A 12,922-nucleotide genomic window follows, 5' to 3' on the forward strand; every position below is an offset into this window, starting at 1 on the left:
TATTAGAATTCAACACTAATGTGCCGATCTTGACCATCGACCATCACCCGGTTGCGCCCCTGCCCCTTGGCCTGGTAAAGCGCCGCATCGGCACGCTGCAGCAGCGCCTGGGCCGACTCGCCGGGACGATGGCTGGCTACCCCCAGGCTGATGGTCACCGAGAGCCCGGCGAAAGGCGCAGCCGCCACCGCCTGACGCAGCCGCTCGGCGATGGTCCGGGCCCCCGAGGGATCGGTGCCCGGCAGCAACAGGGTGAACTCCTCGCCGCCCCAGCGGGCCAGCAGGTCGCTGGAGCGCAGGCAGGCCTGTACCCGCCTGGCCAGGGCTCGCAGGATGGCATCGCCGCGGTCATGGCCATGACGGTCATTGACCGCCTTGAAGTGATCGATATCGAAGAGCAGCAGCGACATCGGTCGCGCCTGGCACTCCGCCTCGACCAGCGCACCGGCCAGGGCCTCGTCGAAGCCGCGGCGATTGAGCGCCCCGGTCAGGTGATCCCGCGTGGCCTGGCGGGCCAGCTCACGTTCCATGCGCTTGCGCTCGCTAATGTTATGGAACACCGCCACGAAGTTGCGGATCTCGCCGGCCTCGTCGGCCACCGCGGTGATCGACTGCCAGAGTGGGTAGACCTCCCCCGCCTTGTTGCGATTCCAGATCTCGCCCTGCCAGTGGCCGGTGGTCAAGACCGCCTCCCAGAGCGCCGCGTAGAAGGCCTCGTCGTGACGTCCCGACTTGAAGAGCCGCGGCGTCTCGCCGATCACCTCCTCGGCCCGGTAGCCGGTGATGGCACTGAAGGCCGCATTGACCCGCTCGATGCGCATCTCGGCATCGGTGATCAGGGTCGCCTGGCCGGTCTCGAAGGCGGTGGCCAGCAACCGCAGCTCGCTCTCGTGACGCTTGCGCTGGGTGATGTCCTCCTTGACCACCACATAACGCACCATGCCGCTTTGCCCATCGCGCACCGGGGTGATGATCTCCGCTTCCCAGTAGAGTTCGCCACTCTTCTTTCGATTGAGGAGCTCGCCCCGCCACACCTCTCCCGCCGCCAGGGTGCGCCACAGCGACTGGTAGACCGCCGGCGGGGTATGCCCCGACTTGATCAGCGCCGGGGTCTGGCCCAGCAGCTCGTCGCGGCCATAGCCGGTCACCTCGATAAAGCGCCGGTTGACGAACTCGAAGCGTCCCTCGGCATCGGTAATGGCGGTGGCCACCGGGCTCTGCTCGATGGCGATGGCCAGCAGGCGGCAATCCGAGGCAACCCGGCGATCCAACCGACTGGCCTCGTCTCGGTCGTCGGCACGGGGCGCTGGCTCGATACGCGATTCAATCCGCGATTCCATAACGACTCCCTTCTCATTCATCGCTTACCCCACCAGGGCGCCAAGCTCGGGAGCTTGTGCCAGCGTCTGGCGCGCCTCCCTGCGGCGCTCACGACTGACCCACTCCTTGCCACACCCCGCCAACCGCAGCGAGGAGATCGCATTTTCCAGGGCCACCAGTTGCATCTCCAGCAGGCCGCCCAGCTCGGCACTGTGACCGACGCGCTCAGCCTGGGCTCGGGTCTGTCGATCCATACTGGCCACGCTGCCATTGAGGGCCAACAGGGCATCCCCTTGCCCCCGGGTGGTGGCGGTCACTTCTGCCATCAGCGCATCGATGGCGGCCACCGCCTCAAAGAGGCGCCCGTTGTTCTCCGCCAGCTGGGCGATCTGCGCCACCCCGCTCTTGATCTCCCCCTGAGTGGTGGCAATCAGCTGATCGATCGACTCGATGGCCTCGCTGGAGCGCTCGGCCAGTTGGCGCACCTGCTGAGCCACCACCGCGAACCCCCGGCCATGCTCCCCGGCGCGCGCCGCCTCCACCGAGGCATTCAGGGCCAGCAGGTTGGTCTGAAAGGCGATGCTCTCGATCACCCGGGTGACCTCGTTCATCTTGTCGGCACTGCCGCGCACCTGGACCATCCGCTCGACCAGGGCACGGGCCTGGGTCTCGCTTTCGCCAACCACCTGATGCGCCCGCTGGGCCTGGCGCTGTGCCGTGGTGAGGCTCGCCTCCCCCTCCTGAACGCTCTGGGTCAGGGTATTCATCCGCTCCGCCGTCTCGGCCAGGCGCTCGGACTGAACCCGCGCCTGCTCCGCCAGGACCCGATGATCCTCCGCCTGCTCACCCAGCTCCTCTTTGAGGTGACCGAGGGTGTGTCGAATGTCCTGGGAGATATTCGCCAGGCTATGACGCATCAAGGCCATGGTATCTATCACCCCATCCATTTCATCACCGGCCCGAGGCGGCGGCGCGGCCACCAGGTTGCCGGCGGCGATCTGCATGGCGAAGCGTCGTGCCCGATCCACCGCCCGACCGATGCGCCGATAGCAGCCGGCGGCGCTGATCAGCAGCAGGCCCAGCCCCAGGCCACGCCCCCAGGGGCCCAGCCACTCCCCGGCCACTACCAGCAGGCTGGCCAAGGCGACGATCAGCAGCAGGTGCCCCCGCAGTGTCCCGGGACGGTTTCGCCACAGGCGCCCCGCCCAACCGCCACGAATCAGTCGCCCCCGATCCAGGCCTATGCCCCGCCCGCGCCCCTCGCGCAGCGCGGCATAGGCCGCCTCCGCCTGGCGTTTCTCCGCCTGGCTGGGGCGCACCCGCACCGAGGTATAGCCCTGCACCTCGTCACCCTCAAGGATCGGTACCACATGGGCGCGCACCCAGTAGTAGTCGCCATTCTTGCGGCGATTCTTGACCAGCCCCGTCCAGATTTCCTTCGCCTGGAGCGTGGCCCAGAGGTTGGCGAAGGCCGCCTCGGGCATGTCCGGGTGGCGAATCAAGTTGTGTGGTGCGCCGACCAGCTCCTCCTGGCGGTAGCCACTGACCTCGCTGAAGGAAGGTGAGGCGTAGGTGACGCGCCCGCGAAGGTCGGTGCGGGAGATCAGATTCTGGGCGTCACCGATATCGTATTCCGCCTCGGTGACCGGTTGGTTTATACGCATTATTCCCTGTCCTTATTGTTATTGTGACGCTATGACCCGCGTGACTTGCGACGTCACGGCACATTCGGAATAACGAAAATAGGCGAGTTATCGCGAAACGGCGTTGATACAGATCAAGGAAGGGGAAATGAGCCCAGTTCAGGGCCCGGTGGGAACTCGGCCATGCCGGGTGATTGAGCGGGAAAAACCGAGGCGCCTGGCGGCGCCTCACCCAACTCAATCGCGCACTAAAGTGTGCTCCCACAAGGACACCGCTACGACCGGAGAGGGCTATAAGTGAACGATCACTTCCACCCGGCGATTGGTGGCACGGCCCTCGGCGCTGTCGTTACTGGCCAGGGGCCGGGTCTCGCCGTAGCCGATGGCGCGCAGCCGCGAGGCGTCGACGCCGGCCGCCTCCAGTTGGCGCAGGATGACGATGGCGCGGGCCGAGGAGAGCTCCCAGTTGGAGGGGAAGCGGTCGGTGAAGATCGGCCGGTCGTCGGAGTGCCCCTCCACCGAGACGGTGCCTTCATAACGCTGGATGATCGCCACCAGGCGCTCGATCAGCTCGCGGCCGGCCTCGCTCAGCTCGGCGGTGGCGCTATCGAAGAGCAGGCGGTCCTGGATGCGCAGGTTGAGCCCTTCCGCCACCGGCGAGATCTCCACCCCCTCCAGGCTGGGCAGCTCACGCGCCTCATCGAGGCGAGCACTCACTTCCGCCTGGAGGCGTTCGGCCCCGGCCAGCGCTTCGGAGTCGAGGCGCTGCACGTTACTCGGCGGTCGCTCGGTGACCACCAGGGTCAGGTCTTGCCAGGCCTCGGGATCCAGCGCCTCGTGAAGGGCCAGCGCCGGTAACCCGGGCGTCGCAGACGGCAGCGCATAGGGCACGCGCCGCACCGCCAGGGCCGGCGCCGGCGCGGCGGGGCGCGGCGGCGCCCAGTCGATGGGCCGGGGCAGGTCCAGGGGATCCCGACCGCGAGGCCGTGGCGGGGCCGGCACGCGGGGCCCCTCGGCCACGCGCAGCGCCGCTACCAGGGCAAAGGGCGAGACCTCCACCCGGGCGGGGCTCACCTCGGCCGGGCCGAGATCCATCGGACTGGCCTCGGCGGGGCCACGAAACACCGCCGTCAGCGAGAGCAGCAGCGCGAAGAGCGTCACCAGCAGGGTCATCATATCAATATAGCTGAGCATCCAGCCGCTCTGCCCCTCGTCGGGCTCGAGCTCCTCGAAGAGGCTATCGTGACGATGGCGCCCGCGATAACTAGCCGGCATGGGAGGCCTCGCTCTCGTCGCCCGTCGCGGTGGACGCCGGCCGGCGCCGCGGCAGTCGCCAGCGGAGTGCCGGGGCGCCGGCTTCCTGCCCCTGACCGTCGCGCAGCTCGTCATGGTGATGGGCGATAAACGACTTGAGGCTCTCCTCGATCACCGAGGGCAGGCGCCGCCGCGACATCAGCGAGATCCCCTCGAGGATCATGTTCATGGCGATCAGGCGCTGCTCGGTGCGTCGCTCCAGCTTCACGGCGATGGGCTTCAATACCAGGTTGGCCAGCACGATGCCATAGAAGGTGGTGAGCAGGGCGAGGGCCATGCGCTCGCCGATCACGGTGAGCTGGCCGGCCTCGATTACCCCAAGCATGTTCACCAGCCCCACCAGGGTACCGATCATGCCGAAGGCCGGGGCATAGAGGGCCATGGTGCGGAAGATCTGCGCCTCGGCGCGCTCCCGGGCCTTGAGCCGGGCGATGCGCCAGCGCAGCAGGTCATGGATCTCCTCGTCCGGGGTATGGTCGATCACCAGTTGCACCCCGGTACGCAGGAAGGGATTGGGGCAGGCCTCCAGGCGCCGCTCCACCGCTCGCACGTCGCCCTTGAACCACAGCCGGGCCAGGGCCACCAGCGCGTCGATGTCTTCGCGCTCGTGGCGATTCTCACGGCGGAACACCAGGCCGACCAGGCGCACCACCCGCACCACCTCGCGCAGCGGATAGCTGATAAAGGTGGCCGCCAGGGTGCCGATGACCACGATGGCCAGCCCCGGCAGGTTGAGGAAGGCGGTGGCGCTATCGGCGCTCCACAGCACCACGCTGGCCAGCATCAGCAGGCTGGCGACGATTCCGATCAGGGTGGAGGGGTTCATATTCAGGCTCTCGCTTGGCTGCCATCAGCCCGGGCTAAAGTTCCCGCCGCCATGGCCGATGGACTCAATAAGAAAAACAAGACTTCCAACCACTCACGCAAGGGATCCTTCCATGAGTCACCCGATAGCGGATGTCAGTGCCCATGCCCCCGGCTCCCCCCTCAACGACCTGAGCCCGCGTCAGCACGTCGAGGCTCTGCTGGCCAACCTGCCCACCGCCGGCGGCCAACTCAGCCAGGCGGCGCCCCCCGAAGAGGCGGCGCTGGTGGAGCCGCTGCAGCGCATCAACGAGGTGATGCGCAACTACGGCGTGGAGTTCGAACTGGCCGATGTCGGCAACCGCACCATCACGCGCATCGTCGATCGCGACAGCGGCGAGCTGATCCGCCAGATCCCCTCCGAGGAGGTCCTGGCCATCGCCGAGCGCCTGGAAGAGGTCAGGGGCCGGCTGATCTCCCTCGAGGCGTAGGCTCTCGACTTCTCGCAGGGCCTGGCCCTACACCTGCATATTCATCACGTCCCGGTAGGCACTGACCAGGCGATTACGCACCTGCAGGCCCATCTGGAAGGCCACGCTGGCCTTCTGCATATCCACCATCACATCGTTGAGCGCCACATTGGGGTCACCGGCCTGGAAGGCGGTGGCCTGGGCATTGGCGCTCTGCTGCAGGCGATTGATGCGCTGGATGGAGTTGGCCAGCTCGGCGGCGAATCCGCCCTGGCCGGCGGCGGCCGGGCCGCTCAGCGGCGAAGCGGAGGCCTGGGCAGAGAGGCTCTGCATCTGCTGCAAAGCAGCATGAATGGCGGGGGTGGACATGAGATTCGGCTCCTGTGACACGCTGAGAGGAGGCTAGCAGCCTTGCCCCGGCCACCAAGCCGGCAAATGCGCCTGTAAAACCCGACTATTCCTACCTTTGGGCTGGTCAGCCACGCCGATAATGGCGTGCATCACAGTTCCGCCCGGTCGACGGGACGGCAAACCGCGATGAATGGATATCACCATGCCCCATGCCCCTCTGCCCGTAACCACGGCCATCACCGCCAGGTCGCCGCGCACCCACGCTGACGCCGGGAGGCACGCATGAGCGACGGGACCGCCGCCCGCGGCGACACGCCCCAGGGCTCACTGCAGCAACGCCTGCTCGACCAGTTGCGCGGCAACCCCCTGCTGCCACTGCTGCTGGCCGGGGCGGCCGTGGTGGCGATCATCATCGCCCTGCTGCTGTGGGCCCGCAGCCCCGACTATCGCGTCCTCTACAGCAACCTCGGCGAGGCCGATGGCGGCCGCATCATCAACGAGCTGGACAGCCGCGGCGTGCCCTACCAGCTGAGCCAGGGCGGCCAGGCGCTGATGGTGCCCGGCGACCAGGTCCACACCCTGCGCCTGCAACTGGCCGAACAGGGACTGCCCCAGGGCGGCAACGTGGGCTTCGAGCTGATGGACGGCCAGGCCTTCGGCATCAGCCAGTTCGCCGAGCAGATCAACTTCCAGCGCAGCCTGGAGGGAGAACTCTCCCGCTCCATCGAATCCCTGGGCCCGGTATCCCGGGCCCGGGTGCATCTGGCCATGGCCAAGCAGTCGGTGTTCGTCCGCGAGCAGGAGCCGGCCAAGGCCTCGGTGCTGCTGACCCTGCACGGCGGACGCACCCTGGGCGACGGCCAGGTCACCGCCATCGTGCATATGGTCTCCAGCAGCGTGCCGGAGTTGGCCGCCGAAGACGTCACCGTGGTGGACCAGAGCGGCCGCCTGCTCTCCCAGCCCAGCGGCCCGGGCCGCGACCTGGACGGCACCCAGCTCGACTATGTCCAGGAGATCGAGCGGGCCTACCAGCGGCGCATCGAGAATATCCTGGTGCCGGTACTGGGGCGGCACAATATCCGCGCCCAGGTCACCGCCGACGTGGACTTCACCCGCCGCGAGGAGACCGAGGAGCGCTATGGCCCCAACCAGGACCCACAGCGCGCCGCGGTACGCAGCCTGCAGAACAGCGCCGATTACCAGGGCGGCGACGACCTGGCCATGGGCATTCCCGGCGCCCTGAGCAACACCCCCCCGGGCATCGCCCCCTCCCCCATCAATGCCCCCGAGGAGGCCGATGCCGAGGGTGACGCCGAGGGTGACGAGGCCGAGCCCCCCAGCCGACTGCGCCACGACAACGTGATCAACTATGAAGTGGATCGCAACGTCGCCCATATCCAGCATCAGCGCGGCCAGGTCGAGCGGCTCTCGGTGGCGGTGGTGGTCAACTACCGGGACGGCGTCGATGAGGCGGGCAACCCCACCCTGGTGCCCCTCGGCGACGAGGAACTGGAGCAGATCCAGCGCCTGACCCGCCAGGCCATGGGCTTCTCACCGGCGCGCGGCGATGCCCTGGAGGTGGTCAATAGCCCCTTCGAGCCGACCGACGACGGCCTCCTGGAGCTTGCCTGGTGGCAGGAGCCGGAGCTGCAGGCACTGGCCTTCGGCATCGCCCGCTACCTGCTGGTCTTCGTGGCGGGCCTGCTCCTCTACTGGTTGGTGCTGCGCCCGCTGATCAAGCGCTACACCGAGGCCCCGGCCCCCATCGCCGTGCCCGCCGGCGCCTCCGGCAAGCTGCTCGCCAGCATCGGCGACGACGAGGGCCCCGAATCCGGCGGCGAGGCCAAGGCCGACGGCGACGCCGAACCGGCCGGCCGCGAAGGCCTCGAGCAGAAGCGTCGCCGCAAGGCCGGCGCCTACGAGCAGAATCTCAACGATCTGCGTGAACTGGCACAGGAGGATCCGCGTCTGGTGGCGATGATCCTCAGCAGCTGGGTGAACGACGATGAGTAACGCCACGACCAGCGAGATGAGCGGGGTGCGCCGCAGCGCCATCCTGCTACTGGCCCTGGACGAGGACAGCGCCGCCGAGGTGCTGAAGTTCATGGGCCCCCAGGAGATCCAGGAGGTCAGCCAGGAGATGGCCCGCCTCAATCAGGTCTCTCACCAGGAGATGCGCCGGGTGCTGGAGCACTTCTTCCGCGACAGCGAGGAACTCTCGGCGCTCAACATCAACTCCAGCGACTATATCCGCTCGGTGCTGACCAAGGCCCTGGGCGGCGAACGCGCCTCCAGCCTGATCGAGGATATCCTCGAGGCCCACAACACCAACTCCGGCATCGACTCCCTCAACCTGATGGAGCCCTCGGTGGTGGCCGAGCTGATCCGCGAGGAACACCCGCAGATCATCGCCACCATCCTGGTGCACCTGGAGCGCCACCAGGCCGCCGATGTGCTGGAGCTGTTCGACGACAAGCTGCGCAACGACGTGGTGCTGCGTATCGCCACCTTCAGCGGCGTGCAGCCGGCGGCCCTGCAGGAGCTCACCGAGGTGCTGGGCAGCATGCTCGACGGCCAGAACCTCAAGCGCAGCAAGATGGGCGGCGTGAAGACCGCCGCCGAGATCCTCAACCTGATGAACACCAGTCAGGAGGAGGTGGCGGTGGAGACCATCCGCGCCCACAGCGAGGACCTGGCCCAGAAGATCCTCGACGAGATGTTCGTCTTCGAGAACCTGCTCGACTTGGACGACCGCTCCATCCAGCTGCTGCTCAAGGAGATCGACACCAACTCCCTGGTGGTGGCCCTCAAGGGCTCCGCCGACGAGCTGGTGGACAAGTTCACCCGCAATATGTCCCAGCGTGCCGCCCAGCTGCTGCGCGAGGACATGGAGGCCCGCGGCCCCATCCGCCTCTCCCAGGTGGAAGCCGAGCAGAAGTCGATCCTGCAGGTCGTACGCCGCCTGGCCGACGGCGGCGAGATCGTGCTGAGCGGCGGAGACGACACCTATGTCTGAGTCCCATCGCGACGCCTCCGACGATTGGGACGACAGCTGGCGCCGCTGGCAGATGGGCGAGCTGGGCAGTCCCCAGCGCGACCAGGTCGAGCGCGAGCATCGGCGCCGCGACGCCCTGCGCCAGGCCGCCCGCCGCCGCGACGAGGAGCTGGCCCGGATTCGCGAACAGGTGCGCCAGGCGGCCCGCGACGAGGGCTATCGGGCGGGCCTGGCCAGCGGCCGGGAGGAAGGCTATGCCCAGGGACTGGCCGAGGGGCGCGCCGCCGCCGAGACGGAACTGGCCCGACAACTGGAGGCCACCCTCACGCCCCTGCGCGAGCTGGCCGCCGGTTTCCGCGAGGCCCTGGACGGCCTCGACGACCAGGTGGCCGAGGAGCTGGTGGCCCTGGCCCTGGCCACCGGCCGCCAGCTGGCCGGCGAGGCCCTCGCCGCCCGCCCCGAGCAGGTCGTCGACCTGGTGCGCGAGCTGCTGCACGTGGAGCCCCCGCTCAACGGCGGCACCCGGCTGTGGCTGCATCCCGATGACCTGGCCCTGGTGACGCCGGTGCTCGGCGACGAGCTCGCCGCCCTGGGCTGGAAGCTGCAGCCCGATGACGCCCTGAGCCGCGGCGGCTGCCGGGTCACCAGCGCCAGCGGCGAGCTGGATGCCACCTGGGAGCGGCGCTGGGAGGCGGTCACCGAACGCCTGCGCCATCGCGCCGCCCCGCGGCGGGGAGACTGACACCATGCCCGAGGCCATCACCAACCCCCATCGGCACCACTGGTGCCAGGCCCTCGGCCGGGTGCGCCGCGGCGTCGAGGCCCTGCCCCCCTATCGGGTCAGCGGGCGCATCACCCGCGCCACCGGCATGGTGCTGGAGGCGGTGGGCCTCAAGGTGCCCCTGGGCAGCGCCTGCCGTATCGAGCTGGCCGAGGGCATGGCCGAGGCCGAGGTGGTGGGCTTCGCCGGCGACAAGCTGTTCCTGATGCCGCTGGAGGCGATCAGCGGCCTGACCCCCGGCGCCCGGGTGCTGCCCCTGGGCGAGGGCGCCCAGAGCGCGCGGCGTTTCCCGCTGGGCGAGTCGCTGCTGGGCCGGGTGGTGGACGGCAATGGCCGCCCTCTGGACGGTGGCGAGCCGCTGGCCGAGGCGCCCCACGCGCCCCTGGCCACCCCGCCCCTCAATCCGCTCTCCCGGGCGCCCATCGAGGAGCAGATCGACGTGGGCATCCGCGCCATCAACGCCCTGCTCAGCGTCGGTCGCGGCCAGCGCATGGGCCTGTTCGCCGGCTCCGGCGTCGGCAAGTCGGTGCTGCTGGGCATGATGGCCCGCTTCACCCGCGCCGACGTGATCGTGGTGGGGCTGATCGGCGAACGGGGCCGCGAGGTGCAGGACTTCATCGACAATATCCTCGGTGAGGAGGGGCGGCGCCGCGCCGTGGTGGTGGCGGCCCCCGCCGACACCTCGCCGCTGCAGCGCCTGCAGGGGGCCGCCTATGCCACCCGCCTGGCGGAGGGCTTCCGCGACCAGGGCCGCGACGTGCTGCTGATCATGGATTCGCTGACCCGCTACGCCATGGCCCAGCGCGAGATCGCCCTGGCCATCGGCGAGCCCCCCGCCACCAAGGGCTATCCGCCCTCGGTGTTCGCCAAGCTGCCGAGCCTGGTGGAGCGGGCCGGCAACGCCCAGCGCGGCGGCGGTTCCATCACCGCCTTCTATACGGTGCTCACCGAGGGCGATGACCAGCAGGATCCCATCGCCGATTCGGCGCGGGCCATCCTCGACGGCCATATCGTGCTCTCCCGCTCCCTGGCGGAGGCCGGCCACTACCCGGCCATCGATATCGAGGCCTCGATCAGCCGCGCCATGACCGCCATCGTCGACCGCGACCAGCAGGCTCGGGCGCAGCGTTTCAAGCAGCTCTTCTCCCGTTACCGGCGTAATCAGGACCTGATCAGCGTGGGTGCCTATACTCCCGGTCACGACCCCCAACTGGATCAGGCGGTGCAGCTCTACCCGCACCTGGAGCGCTTCTTGCAGCAGCGCATTGATGAGAGCGCCGCCACCGCCCCCACCCAGCAGGCCCTGGCCCAGCTAATCGGAGGTACGTCATGAGTCAGCGTGGTCCCCTCGACACCCTGATCGAACTCGCCCAGGAGAGTCGCGACAAGGCCGCCCTGGGGCTGGCCCAGGCGCGCCAGGGCGAACAGCAGAGCGTCGCTCAGGTGGAGACCCTCAGGCGCTATCGCCAGGAGTATGCCGAGCGCCTGCAGCGGGCCATGCAGGAGGGGATCGATCCCGCCTCCATGCACAACTACCAGCATTTCCTGCGCTCCCTGGATGACGCCATGGGCCGCGCCCAGCAGGCCCTGGAACAGCAGCGCCGCCAGGTAACACGCAGCCAGCAGCAGTGGCAGGGCGAGCAGCGCAAGCTCTCCTCCTACGACACCCTGGCCAGCCGCCGCGCCGAGCAGGCCGAGCGGGGCCGCCAGCGCCAGGAACTGCGCCTCAATGACGAACTCAGCCAGCTCGCCCTGCGGCGCGGCCGGACACCCCACTCTCTTCAGGGAGGTCACTGATGGACATTACCGCCCTGCTGGCCATGACGGCCGGCCGCCCCGGGGCCGCGCCTCGCTCCAACGCCGGCGACCCCGCCGCGGATTTCGCCGCCCTGCTGACGCGAGCCGGCAGCCAGGACGGCATAACGGCTGGCGCCCCGGCGCAACAGCCCGCTAGCGGCGAGGCCGGCCCGGATCTCGCGACCCTGGCCCAGGCGCTCGATCTCGAGCCGGAGGCCTTGGCCAAGCTGCTGGACGATGCCATCGCCGCCCTCTCGCCGGAAGGCGAGCTCCCCGAGGCGCTGGCCAGTCTCGCCACTCATACGAAAAACGGCGAGCTCCCCGAGGCACTGGCCACGGCGCTTAATGATGCCCTGGCCAACCTCGCCGAGAACGGCGAGCTCCCCGAGGCGCTGCCCCCCCTCGCGGATGGCCTGACCGAAGGCCAGATGCCCGAGGCACTCCCGCCGCTGCTGGTAGCCCTGGCCGAGCGCCTGGTTGTCACCGCTGAGGCCGCTAGCGCGCCGGCGCAGGCCGCCGCCCCGCAGAGCATCGCTTCGGCGCAGGCCATGCCCCAGGATCCGCGACTGGCGGAGATCGCCGCTCGCCTGGCCCTGGTGGCCGCGCCCGAGGCCTCCCCTGGCGCGGCCCGCCCGGCCGATGGCGCCCTGCGGCAGCTCAGCAGCGAGCTGGCGAACCTGGCGGGACGCCGTGGCGAGGGCGCCGCGAATGGCGCAGCCTCGGGACAGGCTGCCTCCCTGTCGGCACCCCAGGCCGGCGGCGAGCGTCCCGCACCGCTCGCCCCCCCCCTGGTGGCCCAGGCGCCGCTGCCCACCGGCGAGCCGGCCTTTGAACCCGGCATGACCCGCGCGGTCGGTATCGAGGCGGGACTCCCGGGGCCGAGTCAGGGCGCCGCCGCGGCGCCCCAGGCGGGCCTCTCTCAAGGGCTTCCCCAGGGCTTAGCCGCCCCGGCCACCGCCAGTCTGAGTGCGCCGCTGGCGACCCAGGCCTGGGAGCAGCAGTTGGGCCAGCAACTGGTCGGCCTGGCACAGCGTGGTGGCCAGGTGGAGCTGCACCTCAATCCCGCCGAGCTGGGGCCCCTGTCGGTGAGCCTCAAGCTGGGCGACCAGGGCGCCCAGGCGCAGTTCCTCTCCGCCCATGCCCCGGTGCGCCAGGCGGTGGAACAGGCCCTGCCCCAGCTGCGTGAGGCCCTCGCCGAGCAGGGCATCCAGCTCGGCGAGGCCTCGGTGGGCGAGCAGCGCAGTGGTCAGGCCGGCGGTTTCCTGGCCCGAGGCGATGGGACCGGGCCATCCGCCGAGCCGTCCGGCGACCTGGCCGACGAAGCCGCGACGCCGCTGAGCGAACGCCAGCAGGCGAGCCTGGCCGCCAGCCTGCGCGGCGGCGTGGACCTGTTCGCCTGAGGCAAGCCCCACAAACCCCGGAGATAGGGCGCTTCCCCCGCCCTGTT

12 protein-coding genes are annotated in these 12,922 nt (G+C 69.4%); 7 read left to right on the plus strand and 5 right to left on the minus strand.

Going from position 1 to position 12,922, the window contains the following annotated elements:
- Window positions 1–2: 2 nt before the first annotated feature.
- The 4 genes from ACZ5EF_RS13985 to ACZ5EF_RS14000 all read right to left on the minus strand — a co-directional run bounded on the left by ACZ5EF_RS13985 (window position 3) and on the right by ACZ5EF_RS14000 (window position 5,103).
- A complete protein-coding gene (locus tag ACZ5EF_RS13985; protein WP_346063301.1) occupies window positions 3–1,340 on the minus strand; it encodes a sensor domain-containing diguanylate cyclase in 1,338 nt (445 codons plus the stop codon).
- 24 nt (window positions 1,341–1,364) lie between these two features.
- Window positions 1,365–2,984 (minus strand): methyl-accepting chemotaxis protein, encoded by a 1,620-nt coding sequence (locus ACZ5EF_RS13990; protein WP_346063300.1) that lies wholly within the window; start codon window positions 2,982–2,984, stop codon window positions 1,365–1,367.
- A gap of 270 nt (window positions 2,985–3,254) precedes the next feature.
- Window positions 3,255–4,238, minus strand: a complete 984-nt coding sequence (locus ACZ5EF_RS13995; protein WP_346063299.1) for a flagellar motor protein MotB — start codon at window positions 4,236–4,238, stop codon at window positions 3,255–3,257.
- Window positions 4,228–5,103, minus strand: a complete 876-nt coding sequence (locus tag ACZ5EF_RS14000) for a motility protein A (protein WP_346063298.1) — start codon at window positions 5,101–5,103, stop codon at window positions 4,228–4,230. The genes ACZ5EF_RS13995 and ACZ5EF_RS14000 overlap by 11 nt, the downstream gene beginning before the upstream one ends.
- Before the next feature lie 112 nt (window positions 5,104–5,215).
- Here ACZ5EF_RS14000 and ACZ5EF_RS14005 point away from each other — a divergent pair, with 112 nt between their 5' ends.
- Window positions 5,216–5,572: a flagellar protein FlaG gene (locus ACZ5EF_RS14005; RefSeq protein ID WP_346063297.1), complete on the plus strand. Its 357-nt coding sequence runs from the start codon at window positions 5,216–5,218 to the stop codon at window positions 5,570–5,572.
- A 27-nt stretch (window positions 5,573–5,599) separates the two neighbouring features.
- Here the strand turns inward: ACZ5EF_RS14005 and fliE are convergent, their stop codons facing one another.
- A complete protein-coding gene (fliE, locus tag ACZ5EF_RS14010; protein ID WP_346063296.1) occupies window positions 5,600–5,920 on the minus strand; it encodes a flagellar hook-basal body complex protein FliE in 321 nt (106 codons plus the stop codon).
- 264 nt (window positions 5,921–6,184) lie between these two features.
- Here fliE and fliF point away from each other — a divergent pair, with 264 nt between their 5' ends.
- The 6 genes from fliF to ACZ5EF_RS14040 are packed head-to-tail and all read left to right on the plus strand — an operon-like array spanning window position 6,185 to window position 12,875.
- Window positions 6,185–7,915, plus strand: a complete 1,731-nt coding sequence (gene fliF, locus ACZ5EF_RS14015; RefSeq protein WP_346063295.1) for a flagellar basal-body MS-ring/collar protein FliF — start codon at window positions 6,185–6,187, stop codon at window positions 7,913–7,915.
- A complete protein-coding gene (gene fliG / locus ACZ5EF_RS14020; RefSeq protein WP_346063294.1) occupies window positions 7,908–8,918 on the plus strand; it encodes a flagellar motor switch protein FliG in 1,011 nt (336 codons plus the stop codon). Before fliF ends, fliG begins: the two co-directional genes overlap by 8 nt.
- Entirely contained in the window at window positions 8,911–9,639 is a 729-nt protein-coding gene (locus ACZ5EF_RS14025) for a flagellar assembly protein FliH (protein ID WP_346063293.1), read from the plus strand. The genes fliG and ACZ5EF_RS14025 overlap by 8 nt, the downstream gene beginning before the upstream one ends.
- Window positions 9,640–9,643: 4 nt before the next feature.
- Entirely contained in the window at window positions 9,644–11,011 is a 1,368-nt protein-coding gene (gene fliI / locus ACZ5EF_RS14030; protein WP_346063292.1) for a flagellar protein export ATPase FliI, read from the plus strand.
- Window positions 11,008–11,475 (plus strand): flagellar export protein FliJ, encoded by a 468-nt coding sequence (gene fliJ, locus ACZ5EF_RS14035; RefSeq protein WP_346063291.1) that lies wholly within the window; start codon window positions 11,008–11,010, stop codon window positions 11,473–11,475. The genes fliI and fliJ overlap by 4 nt, the downstream gene beginning before the upstream one ends.
- A complete protein-coding gene (locus ACZ5EF_RS14040; protein ID WP_346063290.1) occupies window positions 11,475–12,875 on the plus strand; it encodes a flagellar hook-length control protein FliK in 1,401 nt (466 codons plus the stop codon). Before fliJ ends, ACZ5EF_RS14040 begins: the two co-directional genes overlap by 1 nt.
- The last annotated feature ends 47 nt before the right edge of the window (window positions 12,876–12,922 follow it).

Source organism: Bisbaumannia salifodinae, from assembly GCF_055388505.1.

Coding starts and splice junctions, on each gene's coding strand:
- ACZ5EF_RS13985 (WP_346063301.1), bottom strand. CDS start 1,340: ATGGAATCGCGGATTGAATCGCGTATCGAGCCAGCGCCCCGTGCCGAC.
- ACZ5EF_RS13990 (WP_346063300.1), bottom strand. CDS start 2,984: ATGCGTATAAACCAACCGGTCACCGAGGCGGAATACGATATCGGTGAC.
- ACZ5EF_RS13995 (WP_346063299.1), bottom strand. CDS start 4,238: ATGCCGGCTAGTTATCGCGGGCGCCATCGTCACGATAGCCTCTTCGAG.
- ACZ5EF_RS14000 (WP_346063298.1), bottom strand. CDS start 5,103: ATGAACCCCTCCACCCTGATCGGAATCGTCGCCAGCCTGCTGATGCTG.
- ACZ5EF_RS14005 (WP_346063297.1), top strand. CDS start 5,216: ATGAGTCACCCGATAGCGGATGTCAGTGCCCATGCCCCCGGCTCCCCC.
- fliE (WP_346063296.1), bottom strand. CDS start 5,920: ATGTCCACCCCCGCCATTCATGCTGCTTTGCAGCAGATGCAGAGCCTC.
- fliF (WP_346063295.1), top strand. CDS start 6,185: ATGAGCGACGGGACCGCCGCCCGCGGCGACACGCCCCAGGGCTCACTG.
- fliG (WP_346063294.1), top strand. CDS start 7,908: ATGAGTAACGCCACGACCAGCGAGATGAGCGGGGTGCGCCGCAGCGCC.
- ACZ5EF_RS14025 (WP_346063293.1), top strand. CDS start 8,911: ATGTCTGAGTCCCATCGCGACGCCTCCGACGATTGGGACGACAGCTGG.
- fliI (WP_346063292.1), top strand. CDS start 9,644: ATGCCCGAGGCCATCACCAACCCCCATCGGCACCACTGGTGCCAGGCC.
- fliJ (WP_346063291.1), top strand. CDS start 11,008: ATGAGTCAGCGTGGTCCCCTCGACACCCTGATCGAACTCGCCCAGGAG.
- ACZ5EF_RS14040 (WP_346063290.1), top strand. CDS start 11,475: ATGGACATTACCGCCCTGCTGGCCATGACGGCCGGCCGCCCCGGGGCC.